This is a genomic window from Mycobacterium sp. E342 (assembly GCF_001667665.1).
GTDB lineage: Bacteria > Actinomycetota > Actinomycetes > Mycobacteriales > Mycobacteriaceae > Mycobacterium.
Map to the genome: position 1 here is coordinate 25,044 of NZ_LZJM01000225.1, position 14,179 is coordinate 39,222.

Here is a 14,179-nt window from a genome sequence, read left to right on the forward strand (position 1 = left end):
AACGACGCCCTAGGGCAGGATGACGGTCCGGGTGACCGGCTCCGCCGCGGACTGCCGGCTGGACAGTCCGCGAAGCAGCGAACTGAGTAGGGCGTCGCGGGTCTCGCGGGGATCGATGAGTTCGTCGAAGCCCAGATGTTCGGCCGAGCGATAGGAGGCCTGCAACTCGGCGTCACGCAGCTTCGCGGTGACGTCGTCACCGGCGTGCGTCGCCCGCCCCAGCGCTGCCGCACTCATGGCGCCCATGGTCGCGCCCGGGTAAGCGAAGGTCGCGCTCTGCTGATCGAAACCCAACAGCGACATGACCATGGAACCGAACCCGTATGCCTTGCGCAATGTGACGTGCAATTTGACCGTGGTCGCCGTCGTCTGCGCGGCGAACATCCGCGCACCGGCACGCAGCACGCCGCTGCGTTCGGACCGACTACCGGGCAGCATGCCCGGGTTGTCGGCAAGGAACACGATGGGCAGGTGGAACGAGTCGGCCACCATGATGAAATGTGCCGCCTTGTCCGCCGCATCGGCGTCGATTGAGCCCGCGAGCACGTTGGGCTGATTCGCGACGACCGCGACCGGGTGGCCACCGAGATGAGCCAACGCGCAGATGATCGCTTTGCCGTACCGCGGCTGGACTTCGAACCAGTCGGGCCGGTCGAAGACCACGTCGAGCACGGCGCGCATGTCGTAGACGCGGCGGTTGTCGCGGGAGACGATGTCCAGCAGTTCGGGCGTCGCACGTGGCCCGCTGTCCTCGTCCGGCGGCAGCGGCGCCGGGTAGGACCACGCGCTCGGCGGGAAGTACGACAGGTACCGCCGAATATCGGCGATCACGGCTTCGTCGTCTTCGGCGACGTTGTGAATCACCCCGCTCGGCAAGGCGGTGACGGGTCCGCCGAGGTCCTCCTTCGAGATCTCTTCTCCGGTGGACTCTTTGACGACCGGCGGTCCGGCGGTGAAGATCGCGCCGTGAGCGCTCATGATCCGGAAGTCGCAGACCGGAGCGACGAGTGCGCCGTGTCCGGCCGACGGGCCGAGCACGGCGGCGACGGTCGGTACCCGGCCCGAGCACTGCGCCTGGGCGAGCAGGTCCGTCGGGGTCCGGCCGTAATGCCCACCGCCAGGACGAAAACCGGCGCCTTCGAGCAGCATCACCAGGGGAACCTTGTCGCGCAGCGCGAGTTCGGCGACGCGGTAGCGCTTGGAGTTGCCGCCGGGTCCGATGCTGCCGGCCATGGTGGTGAAGTCCTCCGAGCCCAACATCACCGGCGAACCGTTGATCGATCCGGAGCCGACGACCAGCCCGTCGGCCGGGATGTCGCCGCCGACCAGCGTGCCGATTTCGCGGAAGCTCCCCGGGTCGACCAGGTGGTCGATGCGCGCGCGGGCGTCGAGCTTGCCCTTGCCGCGGTGCTTGTCGAGCCGTTCGGGGCCACCCATCTCCCGCGCGTGCTGACGGCGGCGGTCGAGGTCCTCGAGCGTCTCCTCCCAATCCGGGGGTTTTGTCATGCCTATGTCCTACCTCATGGGAGTTTGGTCTCGCGAGTAGATCTGCGGGGTCACATACTGGATTGCTTACTGTAAAGTTACCCGCATGGCCGACGCCGCCCGCCTCAAGGTCGACGGGGGCATTCCCAATCAGCTGGCGCGGGTGACCGATGCGGCGGTCGCCCTGGAACGCGAGGGATATGACGGCGGCTGGACGGCGGAGACCAGTCATGACCCGTTTCTGCCGCTACTGCTGGCCGTCGAACACACGTCGCGGCTCGAACTCGGTACCAACATCGCGGTGGCTTTCGCCCGCAATCCGATGATCGTCGCCAACATCGGTTGGGACCTACAGGCGTACTCGCAGGGCCGGTTCATCCTCGGCCTGGGCACCCAGATTCAGCCCCACATCGAAAAGCGCTTCAGCATGCCGTGGAGTCATCCCGCCCGTCGCATGCGGGAATTCGTCGCCGCCCTGTACGCGATCTGGTCCGCGTGGCACGACGGCGGCAAATTGCGTTTCGAGGGCGACTTCTACACCCACAAGATCATGACCCCGATGTTCACACCGGAGCCCCAGCCGTATCCGGCGCCCAAGGTGTTCATCGCCGCGGTGGGCGAAGCGATGACCGAGATGTGCGGCGAGGTGGCCGACGGGCACCTCGGTCACCCGATGGTGTCCAGGCGCTACCTCGACGAAGTGACGATGCCGGCGCTACTGCGGGGCATGCAGCGCGGCGGCCGCGACCGCGCCGATTTCCAGGTGTCGTGCGAGGTCATGGTGGCGACCGGCGAGAACGAAGCGGAGCTGGCGGCGGCGATGACGGCCACCCGAAAGCAGATCGCCTTCTACGGATCCACGCCCGCATACCAGAAAGTGCTTGCGCTGCATGGCTGGGGCGACTTGCACACCGAATTGAACCTGCTGTCCAAGCAAGGTGAATGGGACGCGATGGGATCGCTGATCGACGACGCAGTGCTCGCCGCTTTCGCGGTCGTGGGCCCCGTCGACACGGTCGGCGCCGCCCTGAAAAGTCGTTGTGAGGGCGTGGTCGACCGCGTGCTGCCGATCTTTTACCACGCCACTCATGCGTGTATTACCGCCGCGATGAAGGAGTTTCGCCGATGACCGCAACCACGATGGACGACGCCGGACGGTTGCTGGCTGACCCACTGGCGTACACCGACGAGCGGCGACTGCACGCGGCGCTGGCCCACCTGCGCGCCAGCGCCCCGGTGTCGTGGGTCGAGGTCCCGGATTACCGCCCATTCTGGGCGATCACCAAGCACGCCGACATCATGGACATCGAACGCGCGAACATGCTGTTCACGAATTGGCCGCGCCCCGTCCTGACCACGGCCGAGGGCGACGAGATGCAGGCCGCCGCCGGCGTGCGCACACTGATCCACCTGGACGATCCGCAGCATCGCGTGGTGCGTGCGATCGGTTCCGATTGGTTTCGCCCAAAGGCGATGCGGGCGTTGAAGGTCCGCGTCGACGAGCTGGCCAAGATCTACGTCGACAAGATGATGGCCGCGGGTCCCGAGTGTGACTTCGTCCAGGAAGTGGCGGTCAATTACCCGCTCTACGTGATCATGTCGCTACTCGGCCTCCCGGAGGCTGATTTCTCCAGGATGCTCAAGTTGACTCAGGAATTGTTCGGCAGCGACGACTCCGAATTCAAGCGCGGCGCCACCAACGAGGACCAGCTGCCCGCCCTGTTCGACATGTTCCAGTACTTCAACAAGGTGACCGAGTCGCGCCGCGAGCACCCGACCGAGGATCTCGCGTCCGCGATCGCCAACGCCCGCGTCGAAGGCGAGCCCCTGTCCGACATCGACACCGTTTCGTACTACCTGATCGTCGCCACCGCCGGCCACGACACCACCAGCGCAACCATCTCGGGCGGCCTGCACGCACTGATCGAAAACCCCGACCAGCTCGACCGGCTGCGCAACAATCTCGACATGATGCCGCTGGCCACCGAGGAGATGATCCGCTGGGTCACCCCAGTCAAGGAATTCATGCGCACCGCCACCGAAGACACCACCGTGCGCGGGGTGCCCATCGCGGCCGGAGACTCGGTGCTGCTGTCCTACGTGTCGGCCAACCGCGACGAAGATGTCTTCGCCGACCCCTTCCGCTTCGACGTCGGACGTGACCCCAACAAGCACCTCGCCTTCGGCTACGGGGTGCACTTCTGCATGGGCGCGGCGCTGGCCCGCATGGAGGTCAACAGCTTCTTCACCGAGCTGCTGCCCAGGCTCAAATCCATTGAGCTGACCGGGGAGCCCGAACTGGTGGCCACCACCTTCGTCGGCGGTCTCAAGCACCTGCCGGTTCGCTACACGCCGGCCTGAGCGGCGGCCGGGCTGAGCAACCCGCTTAGTCAGCGTGTCCGACGATCCCGGTCGGCACGTTCCCCGGGAGGACTGGGCAATGACGCGTAAGACGATTGTGCTCACCGGCGCCAGCGACGGCATCGGCGCCGCTGCGGCCCGCCGGCTGCACCGCAGCGGCGCGAACGTCGTACTGGTCGGACGGTCGGAACGCAAGGCCGCCGCCCTGGCCGCCGAACTCAAAGCCGACTATTTCGTGGCCGACTTCGCCGACCTGAGCCAGGTGCGGGCACTGGCGGACAAGATCCGCTCGGAGCACCCGCGCATCGACGTGCTGGGCAACAATGCCGGCGGGGTGTTCAGCAGGCTGCACGAGACGGCCGACGGCCACGAGATCACCCTTCAGGTCAACTACCTGGCCCCGTTTCTGCTCACCACGCTGTTGCTCGACGTGTTGGTGGTCTCGCGTGCCACCATCATCAACACGTCGAGCTCGTCGCAGCGGTTGCTCCGCAACGTCACCCTCACCGATTTCGACGCGACGGGCCGGCGCCGGCCGAGCACCGCCTACGCGCTTGCGAAACTCGCAAACATCATGTTCACCAGGGAATTACATCGCCGCTACCACGCCGATGGGCTCTCGGCCGCCGTGGTGCATCCGGGGTTTGTCAACACCAACATCGGTCATTCATCGGGATCCCGGTTCCTGACGACCATGCAATGCACCCCGGTGAGCCGCCTCATCAAGACCCCGGATCGAGGTGCCGACCAGCTGGTGTGGCTGGCCTCGAGCACGCCGGCGTCGACTGGTCTTCCGGCGAGTACTACTCGAAGGGCAGGGTCGCGCGGGCCAACCGCGCGGCCGACGATCCCGTGCTCGCGCGCCAGCTGTGGGATCGCACCTTGGCCAAGCTCGCTTAGGCGATCGCCGGACCGAGCCCACACGCGGCCGCCCCGCATTCCCTCGATACCAATTGGTATCCATTCGATACTGACGAGTATGCTGTTGGCCATGTCGTCTGTCAAGCCGCGCCGAACTCGTCCCACTCGCGACGAGGTTCGCGACCGGATCGTGGACGCCGCGTCGAAGGTCTTCGCCGCCGAAGGGTTCGCCGGTGCCACCATCGACGCGATCGGGCAGGCCGCGGGTTTCACCAAGGGCGCGGTCTACTCGAACTTTGGCTCCAAGGACGAACTGTTCCTGGCTCTCCTTGACCGCCAGTTTGAGCTTCGTGGCGAGCAGATTGCGACAGCGCTGGACGGCAGCGGCGGCGACATCGGCGCAGCCGCACGCGAATTGAGTAGATCGGTGCTTGACACAGTTCGCGACCATTCCGACTATTACGTGTTGTTCGTCGAATACTGGCTGCGCGCCCAGCGTGACCCCAAGCTGCGCGAGCGCCTCATCGAACGCCGTCGCGCCGCCGCCGCCGACCAAGCGCTGCACATTGTCGGATCAAACCCCTCCTTGGCGTCCGATCGGGAGCTGGCCGACGTCGCCCAGCTCGTCGTCACGATCAACCTCGGCATCGCGATGGAAGAGATCCTGCGCCCAGGGGCCATAGACCCCGACCTGCTCGCGCGGCTGATCACCGCAGCGCTGGAATCGGTCCCGGTTTCCGCAGACTAGGGAAAGAGCCTGACCATGGATGCAAATGACGTGCCGAACGCTGCGGCGCCGGTGATCACCGCCTGCGGCTTAGGCGTCGACGGCGAGCACGGCCCCCTCTTCTCGGATATCGATCTCTCGCTCACACCGGGGTTTCACGCGATTCAGATGCCCGGCGGACCCGGCCAGACCACGCTGCTGCTGACGCTCGCGGGACGTTTCAGGCCGAGCCGCGGCACGCTGACGGTACTCGGCGAAACGACCGCGCGCGCGATCCGCCGGCACTGCTCGATCGCGGCCTTCGAAGACATTGACGATCTGGAGGAATCGGTGACCGTGGGGACCGTGCTCGCCGAGCAACGCCGTTGGCTGGCACCGTGGTATTCATCGGTGCCGCTGCAATCGGGTCCGGCCGAGCTGACCGAGGTCTTCGGCGACATACCCCCACCGTCCCACGACACCTACATCGTTGAATTGTCAGACCTGGAGCTGTTTTTGCTCCGAATCACGCTGGCGTTGCTGTCGAACCGTCCGATCCTGGTGGTCGGCGACCTCGAACAGGTTCGTGACAATTCCCGGCGAGCGATCGCGGCCGACAGGCTCGGCGTGATCGCCAAGCAACGCACCGTTGTCGTCGGGGTGACCAACCCGCTCGGCACGGACGCACCCAACCACGAACTACACGATCACCGCATCCTGACCGGAGAGGACTGAAGATGCTGGCTGGACTCGCCTTCGGCTCGGAGATCAAACGTTTCGGCCGCAGCCGACTGACGCGCGTGGCGATCATCGTGCTGATGCTGCTGCCGCTGGTCTATGGGGCGCTGTACCTCTGGGCGTTCTGGGATCCCTTCGGCCGCACCAACAAAATGCCGGTGGCGCTGGTCAACTCCGACCGTGGCGCCGTCGTGTCCGGGCAGCCATTCAACGCCGGCGCGGAGATCGCCAAGAGTCTGACCGCGGACGGCGGTTTGGACTGGCACGTCGTGGACTTGCCGGAGGCACGCAACGGCGTCGACCATGGCAAGTACTACTTCATGGTCGAGTTGCCGCCGGACTTCAGCGCGGCGATCGCATCACCGGTGACCGGGCAACCCAAGAAGGCCAACCTGATCGCCGTCTACAACGACGCCAACAACTACATCTCGACGAGTATCGGTCGCACCGCCATCAGCCAGGTACTCAACGCCGTGTCCAGCCGGATCTCGGGGCAAGCCGTCAATCAGATGCTGTCGGTGGTGGTTTCGTCGGGATCGGGTATCAAGCAGGCCGCCGACGGGGCCGCTCAACTCGATGACGGCGCCGGTCAGTTGGTGGCCGGTCTGGACACCGCCCGGTCCGGCTCGGCAACGCTTGCCACCGGAGCCAAGCAACTGTCGGACGGAATCAACCAGGCCACCGACCCGCTGCTCGCGGTAACCAAGGCGGTGTCGCAAATCGGCGGCAGCACGCAGCAACTGCAACAGGGCGCAACCGCGCTTCAGCAGGCCAACGACCAAATTGGTGCCATCGCCACGGCGCAGGATGCCGCCGCAAACTCGCTTTCGTCGGTGATCGATCAGCTCTCCGCACGACAGGATCCGCTGGCGAACAACCTGCGCGCCATTCAAGACCAGCTGCGGGGTCACCAGTTCACACCCCAGATTCGCCAGCAGCTCACCGATGCGCAGAACGCGGCGATCGCCTTGACATCGGGTTTGCGTAACCCGGGCAGTCCGCTCGGGTCGGCGCTCGACCAGGTCGGCAGCAAGGGACAGGAGCTGACGAACAAGCTGACCCAGCTGCGCGACGGAGCCCAGCAGGTTGCCACCGGCAATGCCGAATTGGCCGGCGGCATCGCCAAACTCGACGACGGCGCACGACAACTCAAGACGGGATCGGCCGAGCTGGCGACCAAACTCGCCGACGGGGCCAAGCAGGTCCCCAGCTGGACAACCCAGCAAAAGGATGCGGTCGCCGACACCATCGGTGGTCCGGTACAACTCAAAGCTTCACATGAGAACGCCGCGCCCAACTTCGGCACTGGGATGGCTCCGTTCTTCCTCACCCTCGCCTTGTTCTTCGGTGCCTTGGTGCTCTGGATGGTGCTGCGGCCCTTGCAGAGTCGCGCGATCGCCGCCGAGGTGCTCGCGATCCGCGTGGTGCTCGCCAGCTACCTACCGGCCGCCGCGATCGCGGTATTCCAAGCCATCATTCTTTACTGTGTGGTCCGGTTCGCCCTCGGTGTGCACGCCGTGCACCCAGCGGCGATGCTGGGCTTCATGATGCTGATTTCCGGCGCATTCGTGGCCGCGACGCAGGCAATCAACGCACTCGTCGGTCCTGCGGTGGGCCGGGTGCTGATCATGGCCCTGCTCATGTTGCAGCTCGTCAGCGCGGGCGGCATGTATCCCGTGGAAACCACGTCACGGCCTTTCCAGATCTTGCACCGCTTCGACCCGATGACCTATGGCGTCAACGGACTCCGGCAGCTCATACTCGGCGGCATCGACGCCAGACTATGGCAGGCGATCATCGTGCTGGCTGGGATAACGGCTGTCGCACTGGCGATCTCCTGCCTGTGCGCGCGAAGAGACCGGGTCTGGAATCTGAGCAGGCTGATACCCGCGATCAAGATGTAGACAAGCGTTCCGCGTGAACAATCGACGTTGCATGATGGTGGACAGGTCTGCAATCGAGAGGAAGCCCATGTTGCGTCACGATGTCAACGAAACGCTCGCCACGCTCGCCATGGGATTCGCCGACGGTGTTCATCGAATCACCGTGCCGGCTGCCGGCGGAAAGACAGTGCCGATGGCCGTCATCACCTCGCCCGACAGCGTACTGGTCGAGCTGATCGGACCGGCGCAATGACGGCGCTGGTCACCGGAGGCGCGTCCGGGATCGGCCGTGAAGTCGCCGCACGACTGCGCGAAGCGGGACACGGCGTCGTGGTGTGGGACCTCGCCGGCGCCGACATCGCCTGCGACGTCAGCGATCCCGACGCGGTGTCGGCCGCCATGGCGCAAACCGTGCGCGACCACGGCGCGCCCACCCGGGTCGTGAACTGCGCCGGCATCGGCGCCTCGGGCCTACTGCTCGAACAGTCGCCCGCAGAATGGAACCGGGTGTTGGCCGTCAACCTCACCGGCACCTGGCTGACGATCCGCGCCGCGGCGCAGGCGATGATCGACGCCCGGGTGGGCGGCTCGGTCGTTGCCGTCTCCAGCATCAGCGGAACTCTCGCCGACCGCGATATGGGCGCCTACTGCGTGTCCAAGGCCGGGGTGGACATGTTGGTGAAGGTCGCCGCGGCGGAGTGGGGCGGGCACGGCATCCGGGTGAACGCCGTCGGCCCGGGTGTCACGCGGACGCCGATGCTGGCCAAACCCGAACAGCTGCCCGGCTGGGTGGAGGCCCTGTCCGAACGGACCGCATTGGGCGGTCTGGGGGACGCCGCCGACGTGGCCGGCGCGATCATGGGCGTGCTCGAGTTGCCGTGGGTGACCGGCCAAGTCGTGCACGCCGACGGCGGGCTTGCGCTGCACAGCCCCATCGACGCCTACGGGCAACTGCAGCGGGTGATGGGCCGAAAAGGCCTCAGCTGATCCCGAAATCGATGATGCCGCGGACGATCTTGCCGTTGCGAAGGTCGTCGTAGGCGTCGTTGATCTCCTCGAGGCGATACCGGCGGGTGATCATCTCGTCGAGCTGAAGTTGCCCCGTTTGATACAGCCTGGCCAGCCGTGAGATGTCCGCCCTCGGGTTGCACGAGCCGAATATGGTCCCCGCCAGCGTCTTATTCATCAGGATGAAGTCCTGCAGATCGATCTTCACCGACCGGGTGAGCTGCGACGTCATGCCGGTGAGCACACACGTCCCGCCTTTGCGGGTGAGCTGCAGCGCATCGCGCACATCCTCGGCGGTGATCAGCGACGGTGAGACCACCACGGCGTCGGCCATGACGCCATAGGTCAAGTCCCGCACCAGGGCATGCGCCTCGGCGGCCGTGGCGGTGCTGTGGGTCGCGCCGAACTGCAATGCCGATTTCTGCTTGAATTCCACCGGGTCCACCGCAACGATCTGCGCGGCGCCGCTGATCCGCGCACCCTGGATCGCGCCGGTGCCGATCCCGCCCGCTCCGATGACGACGACGGTGTCACCGCCCCGCACGCCGGCGCGATTGGCGGCCGAACCGTAGCCGGTCGGAATGGCGCACGACAGCAACGCGCTCGGAGCCAGCGGCAGCTGAGGCTCGATCTTCACCAGTGAATTCGTCGACACCACAGTGTGTTCGGCGAACGCCCCGACCTTCGCCAGGTGTCCGAGCGGCCGCCCGTCGGCGGTGTGATGACGGAAGGTGCCGTCGGTGGGCATGCCCGGCGTCAGGGTGAAGGCGCCGACATCGCAGATGTATTCCATGCCCGTCGCGCACCACCGGCACTGGCCGCACACCGCGACGAATGACATCACCACGTGGTCTCCGGGGGCGAAGTCCGTTACACCGTCGCCGACTTGCCGCACGATGCCCGATCCCTCGTGTCCGCCGATCGTCGGGAACATGGTCGGCAGGCCGAGGGATCGCATCACCTCGTTGGGCGCCGACATGTCACCCTTGAGGATGTGGTCGTCGGAGTGGCACAGCCCGGCCGCCGCCATCTCGACCAGGACTTCGCCAGCGCGTGGCGGGTCGAGTTCGATTTCCTCGACGGACCAGGGTCCGCCGACGTCGTGTAGGAGCGCTCCTCTAGTTTTCAAGCGGCTTCCCTATGTGGCCGGGGCGAACGTGACCGGAAGCTTGTTGGGGGAGCGGAACGTCAGCCCGACGATCTTCGATTCCTGGCCGGTTCCGTCGTCGGCCACAAAGGCCAGATCTTTGACGCGGTCGAACAGGCTGTTCAGCATGACCCGGGTCTCGAGCCGGGCCAGATGCATGCCGAGGCACATGTGGATACCGCCGGCGAACGCGATGTGCGCCTGGCGCGGCCGGCGGATGTCGAAGGTGTTGGGGTCGGTCCAGCGGGTCTCGTCGCGGTTGGCCGAGCCCATGCACATGTCGATCTGCGCGTCGGATGGGATTGTCTTGCCGCCGATTTCGACCTCTTGGGTGGTGGTCCGCATGACCATGGTCAGTGGGGTTTCAAAACGCAGGCCCTCTTCGATTGCCATCGGTATCAGCGACCGGTCCCGGTAGACGAGCTCCAGCTGCTCGGGGTGGGTTAGCAGCAGGTATAGCAGGTTGCCCGACGAGCGGTAGGTGGTTTCCAGTCCGGCGGGCAGCAGCAGGCGCAGGAACGCGATGATGGCCTCGTCCGTGAGCTTCTCGCCGTCGATCTCGGCGGCCACCAGGTCGCCGATGATGTCGTCGGTGTGTTTGCGCCGCCGCTGTTCGACCTGCTGGAGGAAGTAGCCGTGCAACTCTGCGGCCGCATTGAGCCCGGCCATGATGTCGGTCGGGATGGAGATGAGGTCCAGGGACAACCGGCGGAAGAAGTCGAGGTCCTCAGGGGGCAGACCGAGCAGCGTCGAGATGATCCGGGTGGGGAATTCGAACGTCACCGCCTTGACCAAGTCCGCCTGGCCGTCGTTCTTGATTTCGTCGACCAGTTGATCGCACACCGGTCCGATCACCGACGGCTCCCAGCGTTCCAGGGCGGTGGCCCGGAAGGCCTTGGCCACTAGGTTGCGGTGATCGTGGTGCTCCTTGCCGCCCATCGCCAAAATGGTGTGGCCCATCACCAAACCGATGGTCTCGTCGTACTTGTGGGAGCTGAAGATGCGGTCGTCGCGGAACGCCTGGAACAGGGGGTCGTAACCGAACAGCACCCACTCGTCGTTCGGCCGCAGCTCTTCCGGCATCTGCGAGTGGTCCGCCAGTGCGCCGTGCCACACCGGGTCCGTGCGCCTCATGTATTCGAAGAACGGGTAAGGGCTGGTTTCGCCGGTGAGGTCGAGCGTGACGGGCTGGTTGGCGGGGTCGGTGCTGAGCGTCATCCGCGCTCCTCCTGAGCAGCCGGTAAGTGGATTGGATACGGCGGGAATATCGCTATCATAGTATAAATAGCAACTAAGCCCAACGGCTTGTCGCGGTTACCGTAACGGGCACAGTATTGATGCTGCGTGGCGTCGTGAGGCGGTGAGGTGAATGCCCGAGCGGCGATTTGTGTGTTCGCTGGACGATCTGCCGCCCGGCGGGATGAAGCTGGTCGACGTCGGGAAGTTCGGCGTGGGCGTGTACAACGTGCGCGGCGAGTTGTATGCGATCGTGAATTACTGCTCGCACGAGGGCGCCCCACTGTGTCTCGGTCTGCTCGGTGGCACCAACGAGTTCGCCCCCGACGAACCCGGCGGGCTGCGCCGGGTACGCGACGGCCAGATCGTCCGATGCCCCTGGCACAACTGGGAATTCGACATTACCACCGGGCAGAACGTCGCAGATCCGACCCGGCGCATCCGCACCTACCCGGTCGACGTCACCGACGGGGAGGTGTACCTGACCGCATGATCGTCGATGCCAACGTGCAACCGCACTTCCGCTACAACGCCGAGATCCGGCGCTATCTCCCGGCCGCGCACCAGTTGCGGTCGATTCCCGACGTCGAACAGCAGTGGTACCAAGCGCCCGGCGGCGACTACCGGCAGGACCTCTACGGGGAGCACTACCCGGGCTCGGATCCGGAGACGGTAAGCCGGCACCTGTTCGCACGCGGTGTCGACTACGCCATCCTCAACCCGCTGACCCGTGGCAACATCGCCGACTACCTGCTCAACAGCCGCATCTGCGCGGCGGTCAACGACTGGTTGCTCGACCGCTGGCTCGAACCCGACTCCGCCGACCGGTTGCGGGGGACCATCCGCGTCAACCCGGAAGACCCCAAGGGAGCCGTCGCGGAGATCGAGCGGCTGGCCGGTCACCCGAAGCTGGTGCAGGTCGGCGTCCCGATGCAGTCCCGCGAGCCCTACGGCAAGCCGATGTTCGAGCCGATCTGGGAAGCCGCCGCCGCCCACGGGCTACCGGTGGCGGTGCACATCAACGGTGGCAACGGCGTCGACTACCCGCCCACCTTCGCCGGGCATGCCCACACCTATCCCGGATATGCGGCGTTCATGCCGCTGAACTACTTCGTGCACCTGGCCACCCTCATCATCGAGGGCGTGTTCGGCAGGCACCCCGGCCTGAAGTTCGTTTTCGCCGACGGCGGCTACGACATCCTCACCCCGTTGATCTGGCGACTGGACACCTTCTGGGTGTCGATGCGCGATCAGACGCCGTGGGTCGACCGCTACCCGAGCGAATACCTGCCCGGTCACGTCAGGTTCTGCTCGTCGGCCTTCGACGGACCGACCGACACCGGCGACGTGCAGCGCTGGATGGACTTCACCGGCAAGTCCGACCTGCTGATGTACGGCTCGGCGTATCCGCATTGGTCGACCTCGGCGCCAGAGAGCCTCGCGGAGGGTCTCGATGCCGCCCAGCGCGAAAAGGTGTTGTGGCGCAACGCCAGTGAACTCTACGGGCTGAAGGAGCGTGTGTGATGACGACGATCGAGCGGGTTGATTCACCCACCGGTCAAGAGGACGAGATAGCGGTCACCATCGTCGACACCGACGTGCACCCGTTGCCCGTCTCGACCGACGTGCTCAAGTCGTACGCGCCGGCCGAATGGGTGGACAAGATCTGGCCGACAGGCAACGCCGTCAGCCCGGTGCCGCACTTCTACGACACGCCGGATTCGTACAAGACCATGTCGCTGCGGATGGACGCCGCCCCGCCGGGTGGCGGGTTCGCAGGCAGCGACCCCGAGTTCGCCGCCAAGCAGTTGCTGCTCGACGCCGGCGTCAGCATCGCGACGCTGGAGCCGATGTGCGACGCCCAACTACCGCAGGCGGAACACGTTCTGAAGTCCGCCTATAACGACTGGCTCGCCGACGTCTGGCTCGACAAGAACAATGGGCACGGCCGCTGGCGCGGCTCGATCAGCGTCAGCGCGCAGACCCCCGAGCAGGCGGCGCGCGAGGTCGAACGGTGGGCGGGCCACCCCCATATGGCCCAGGTGCTGATGACACCGCAGACCCGTGGGATCCCCTTCGGCAACCCGCATTTCGACCCGCTCTACGAAGCCGCGGCGCGCAACGGATTCCCGGTGGCCACCCACCTGATGGGGCAGACGCCGTTCGAGCTGATCCCGCTGTATCCCGTTGGCAACCCCGCGCACTGGCACGACTTCTTCGCCTCCTGGCCACTGCTGTACGTCTCGCACCTGATGAGCCTGGTGTTCGACGGCGCGTTCGACCGCCACCCCGACCTGCGGGTGGTCTTCGTCGAAGGTGGCTTCACGTGGGCGATGCCGGTGATGTCGCGAATGGACCGCATCTGGGAAGCCCGCCGCGGCGACCTGCCCCACGTGCGGCGCCGCCCCTCGGAGTATGTGCGCGAACACGTTAGGTTCACCACCCAGCCGCTGGAAGACGCCGACACAGTGCACTTCCGCGAGTACCTGGAGATGATGGACCTGGGCGACAACCTGATGTTCTCGACGGACTACCCGCACTGGAGCTACGACTCGCCGAACTATGCGATCAACCGATTCCCGGCCGACCAACGGGAGCGGATCATGCGGGGCAACGCGACCGCGCTCTACGGCCTGCCTGCGACCGTCAAGGCGCTGCCCGGGGAACGGTGAATTCGGCCCGCGCTCGTGCGCAAGCACCTCGTCTCTCACCGCACGGAATCGCGGGTCTACCTTGAAGAGGGTCTTCGGCGCC

At 65.8% G+C, this 14,179-nt stretch carries 13 protein-coding genes and 1 pseudogene; 11 read left to right on the forward strand and 3 right to left on the reverse strand.

Translation table 11 applies throughout. The annotated features are described in order from the left end of the window. Positions 1-9: 9 nt before the first annotated feature. Complete coding sequence (locus A5692_RS16900; protein ID WP_068057875.1) at positions 10-1,506, reverse strand: acyl-CoA carboxylase subunit beta; 1,497 nt, start codon at positions 1,504-1,506, stop codon at positions 10-12. Between the two features lie 85 nt (positions 1,507-1,591). Here A5692_RS16900 and A5692_RS16905 point away from each other — a divergent pair, with 85 nt between their 5' ends. From A5692_RS16905 to A5692_RS16935, 8 genes and pseudogenes are all read left to right on the forward strand, one after another. After that, on the forward strand, positions 1,592-2,614 hold the full coding sequence (locus A5692_RS16905; protein WP_068057877.1) for an LLM class F420-dependent oxidoreductase: 1,023 nt from the start codon (positions 1,592-1,594) through the stop codon (positions 2,612-2,614). 11 nt (positions 2,615-2,625) lie between these two features. After that, positions 2,626-3,846 (forward strand): cytochrome P450, encoded by a 1,221-nt coding sequence (locus A5692_RS16910; protein ID WP_068058075.1) that lies wholly within the window; start codon positions 2,626-2,628, stop codon positions 3,844-3,846. A gap of 79 nt (positions 3,847-3,925) precedes the next feature. After that, positions 3,926-4,746, forward strand: a pseudogene (locus A5692_RS16915) (SDR family NAD(P)-dependent oxidoreductase). Between the two features lie 79 nt (positions 4,747-4,825). Further along, a complete protein-coding gene (locus A5692_RS16920) occupies positions 4,826-5,455 on the forward strand; it encodes a TetR/AcrR family transcriptional regulator (RefSeq protein WP_068057879.1) in 630 nt (209 codons plus the stop codon). A gap of 15 nt (positions 5,456-5,470) precedes the next feature. Next, complete coding sequence (locus A5692_RS16925) at positions 5,471-6,148, forward strand: hypothetical protein (protein WP_068057881.1); 678 nt, start codon at positions 5,471-5,473, stop codon at positions 6,146-6,148. Between the two features lie 2 nt (positions 6,149-6,150). Next, the gene (locus tag A5692_RS16930; protein WP_068057882.1) at positions 6,151-8,055 is read left to right on the forward strand and encodes a YhgE/Pip domain-containing protein; all 1,905 of its coding nucleotides are present in this window, start codon (positions 6,151-6,153) and stop codon (positions 8,053-8,055) included. A 31-nt stretch (positions 8,056-8,086) separates the two neighbouring features. Continuing rightward, entirely contained in the window at positions 8,087-8,287 is a 201-nt protein-coding gene (locus A5692_RS29140) for a hypothetical protein (protein WP_156766123.1), read from the forward strand. Next, a complete protein-coding gene (locus A5692_RS16935; protein WP_068057884.1) occupies positions 8,284-9,021 on the forward strand; it encodes an SDR family NAD(P)-dependent oxidoreductase in 738 nt (245 codons plus the stop codon). The genes A5692_RS29140 and A5692_RS16935 overlap by 4 nt, the downstream gene beginning before the upstream one ends. On the opposite strand, the gene A5692_RS16940 is transcribed toward A5692_RS16935, so the two are convergent. Together A5692_RS16940 and A5692_RS16945 are read right to left on the reverse strand one after the other, a co-directional pair. Then, positions 9,014-10,171 (reverse strand): Zn-dependent alcohol dehydrogenase, encoded by a 1,158-nt coding sequence (locus tag A5692_RS16940; protein ID WP_068057886.1) that lies wholly within the window; start codon positions 10,169-10,171, stop codon positions 9,014-9,016. The two genes, A5692_RS16935 and A5692_RS16940, sit on opposite strands and share 8 nt — an antisense overlap. A 9-nt stretch (positions 10,172-10,180) precedes the next feature. Beyond that, positions 10,181-11,407 carry a cytochrome P450 gene (locus tag A5692_RS16945; protein WP_068057888.1) on the reverse strand — a complete coding sequence of 409 codons (1,227 nt, stop codon included), beginning with the start codon at positions 11,405-11,407 and terminating at the stop codon, positions 10,181-10,183. Between the two features lie 151 nt (positions 11,408-11,558). Between A5692_RS16945 and A5692_RS16950 the strand changes: the two genes are divergently transcribed. The 3 genes from A5692_RS16950 to A5692_RS16960 are packed head-to-tail and all read left to right on the forward strand — an operon-like array spanning position 11,559 to position 14,097. Then, positions 11,559-11,918: a Rieske (2Fe-2S) protein gene (locus tag A5692_RS16950; RefSeq protein WP_068057890.1), complete on the forward strand. Its 360-nt coding sequence runs from the start codon at positions 11,559-11,561 to the stop codon at positions 11,916-11,918. Then, on the forward strand, positions 11,915-12,949 hold the full coding sequence (locus A5692_RS16955; RefSeq protein ID WP_068057892.1) for an amidohydrolase family protein: 1,035 nt from the start codon (positions 11,915-11,917) through the stop codon (positions 12,947-12,949). The genes A5692_RS16950 and A5692_RS16955 overlap by 4 nt, the downstream gene beginning before the upstream one ends. After that, complete coding sequence (locus A5692_RS16960; RefSeq protein WP_068057894.1) at positions 12,949-14,097, forward strand: amidohydrolase family protein; 1,149 nt, start codon at positions 12,949-12,951, stop codon at positions 14,095-14,097. The genes A5692_RS16955 and A5692_RS16960 overlap by 1 nt, the downstream gene beginning before the upstream one ends. Positions 14,098-14,179: the final 82 nt, after the last annotated feature.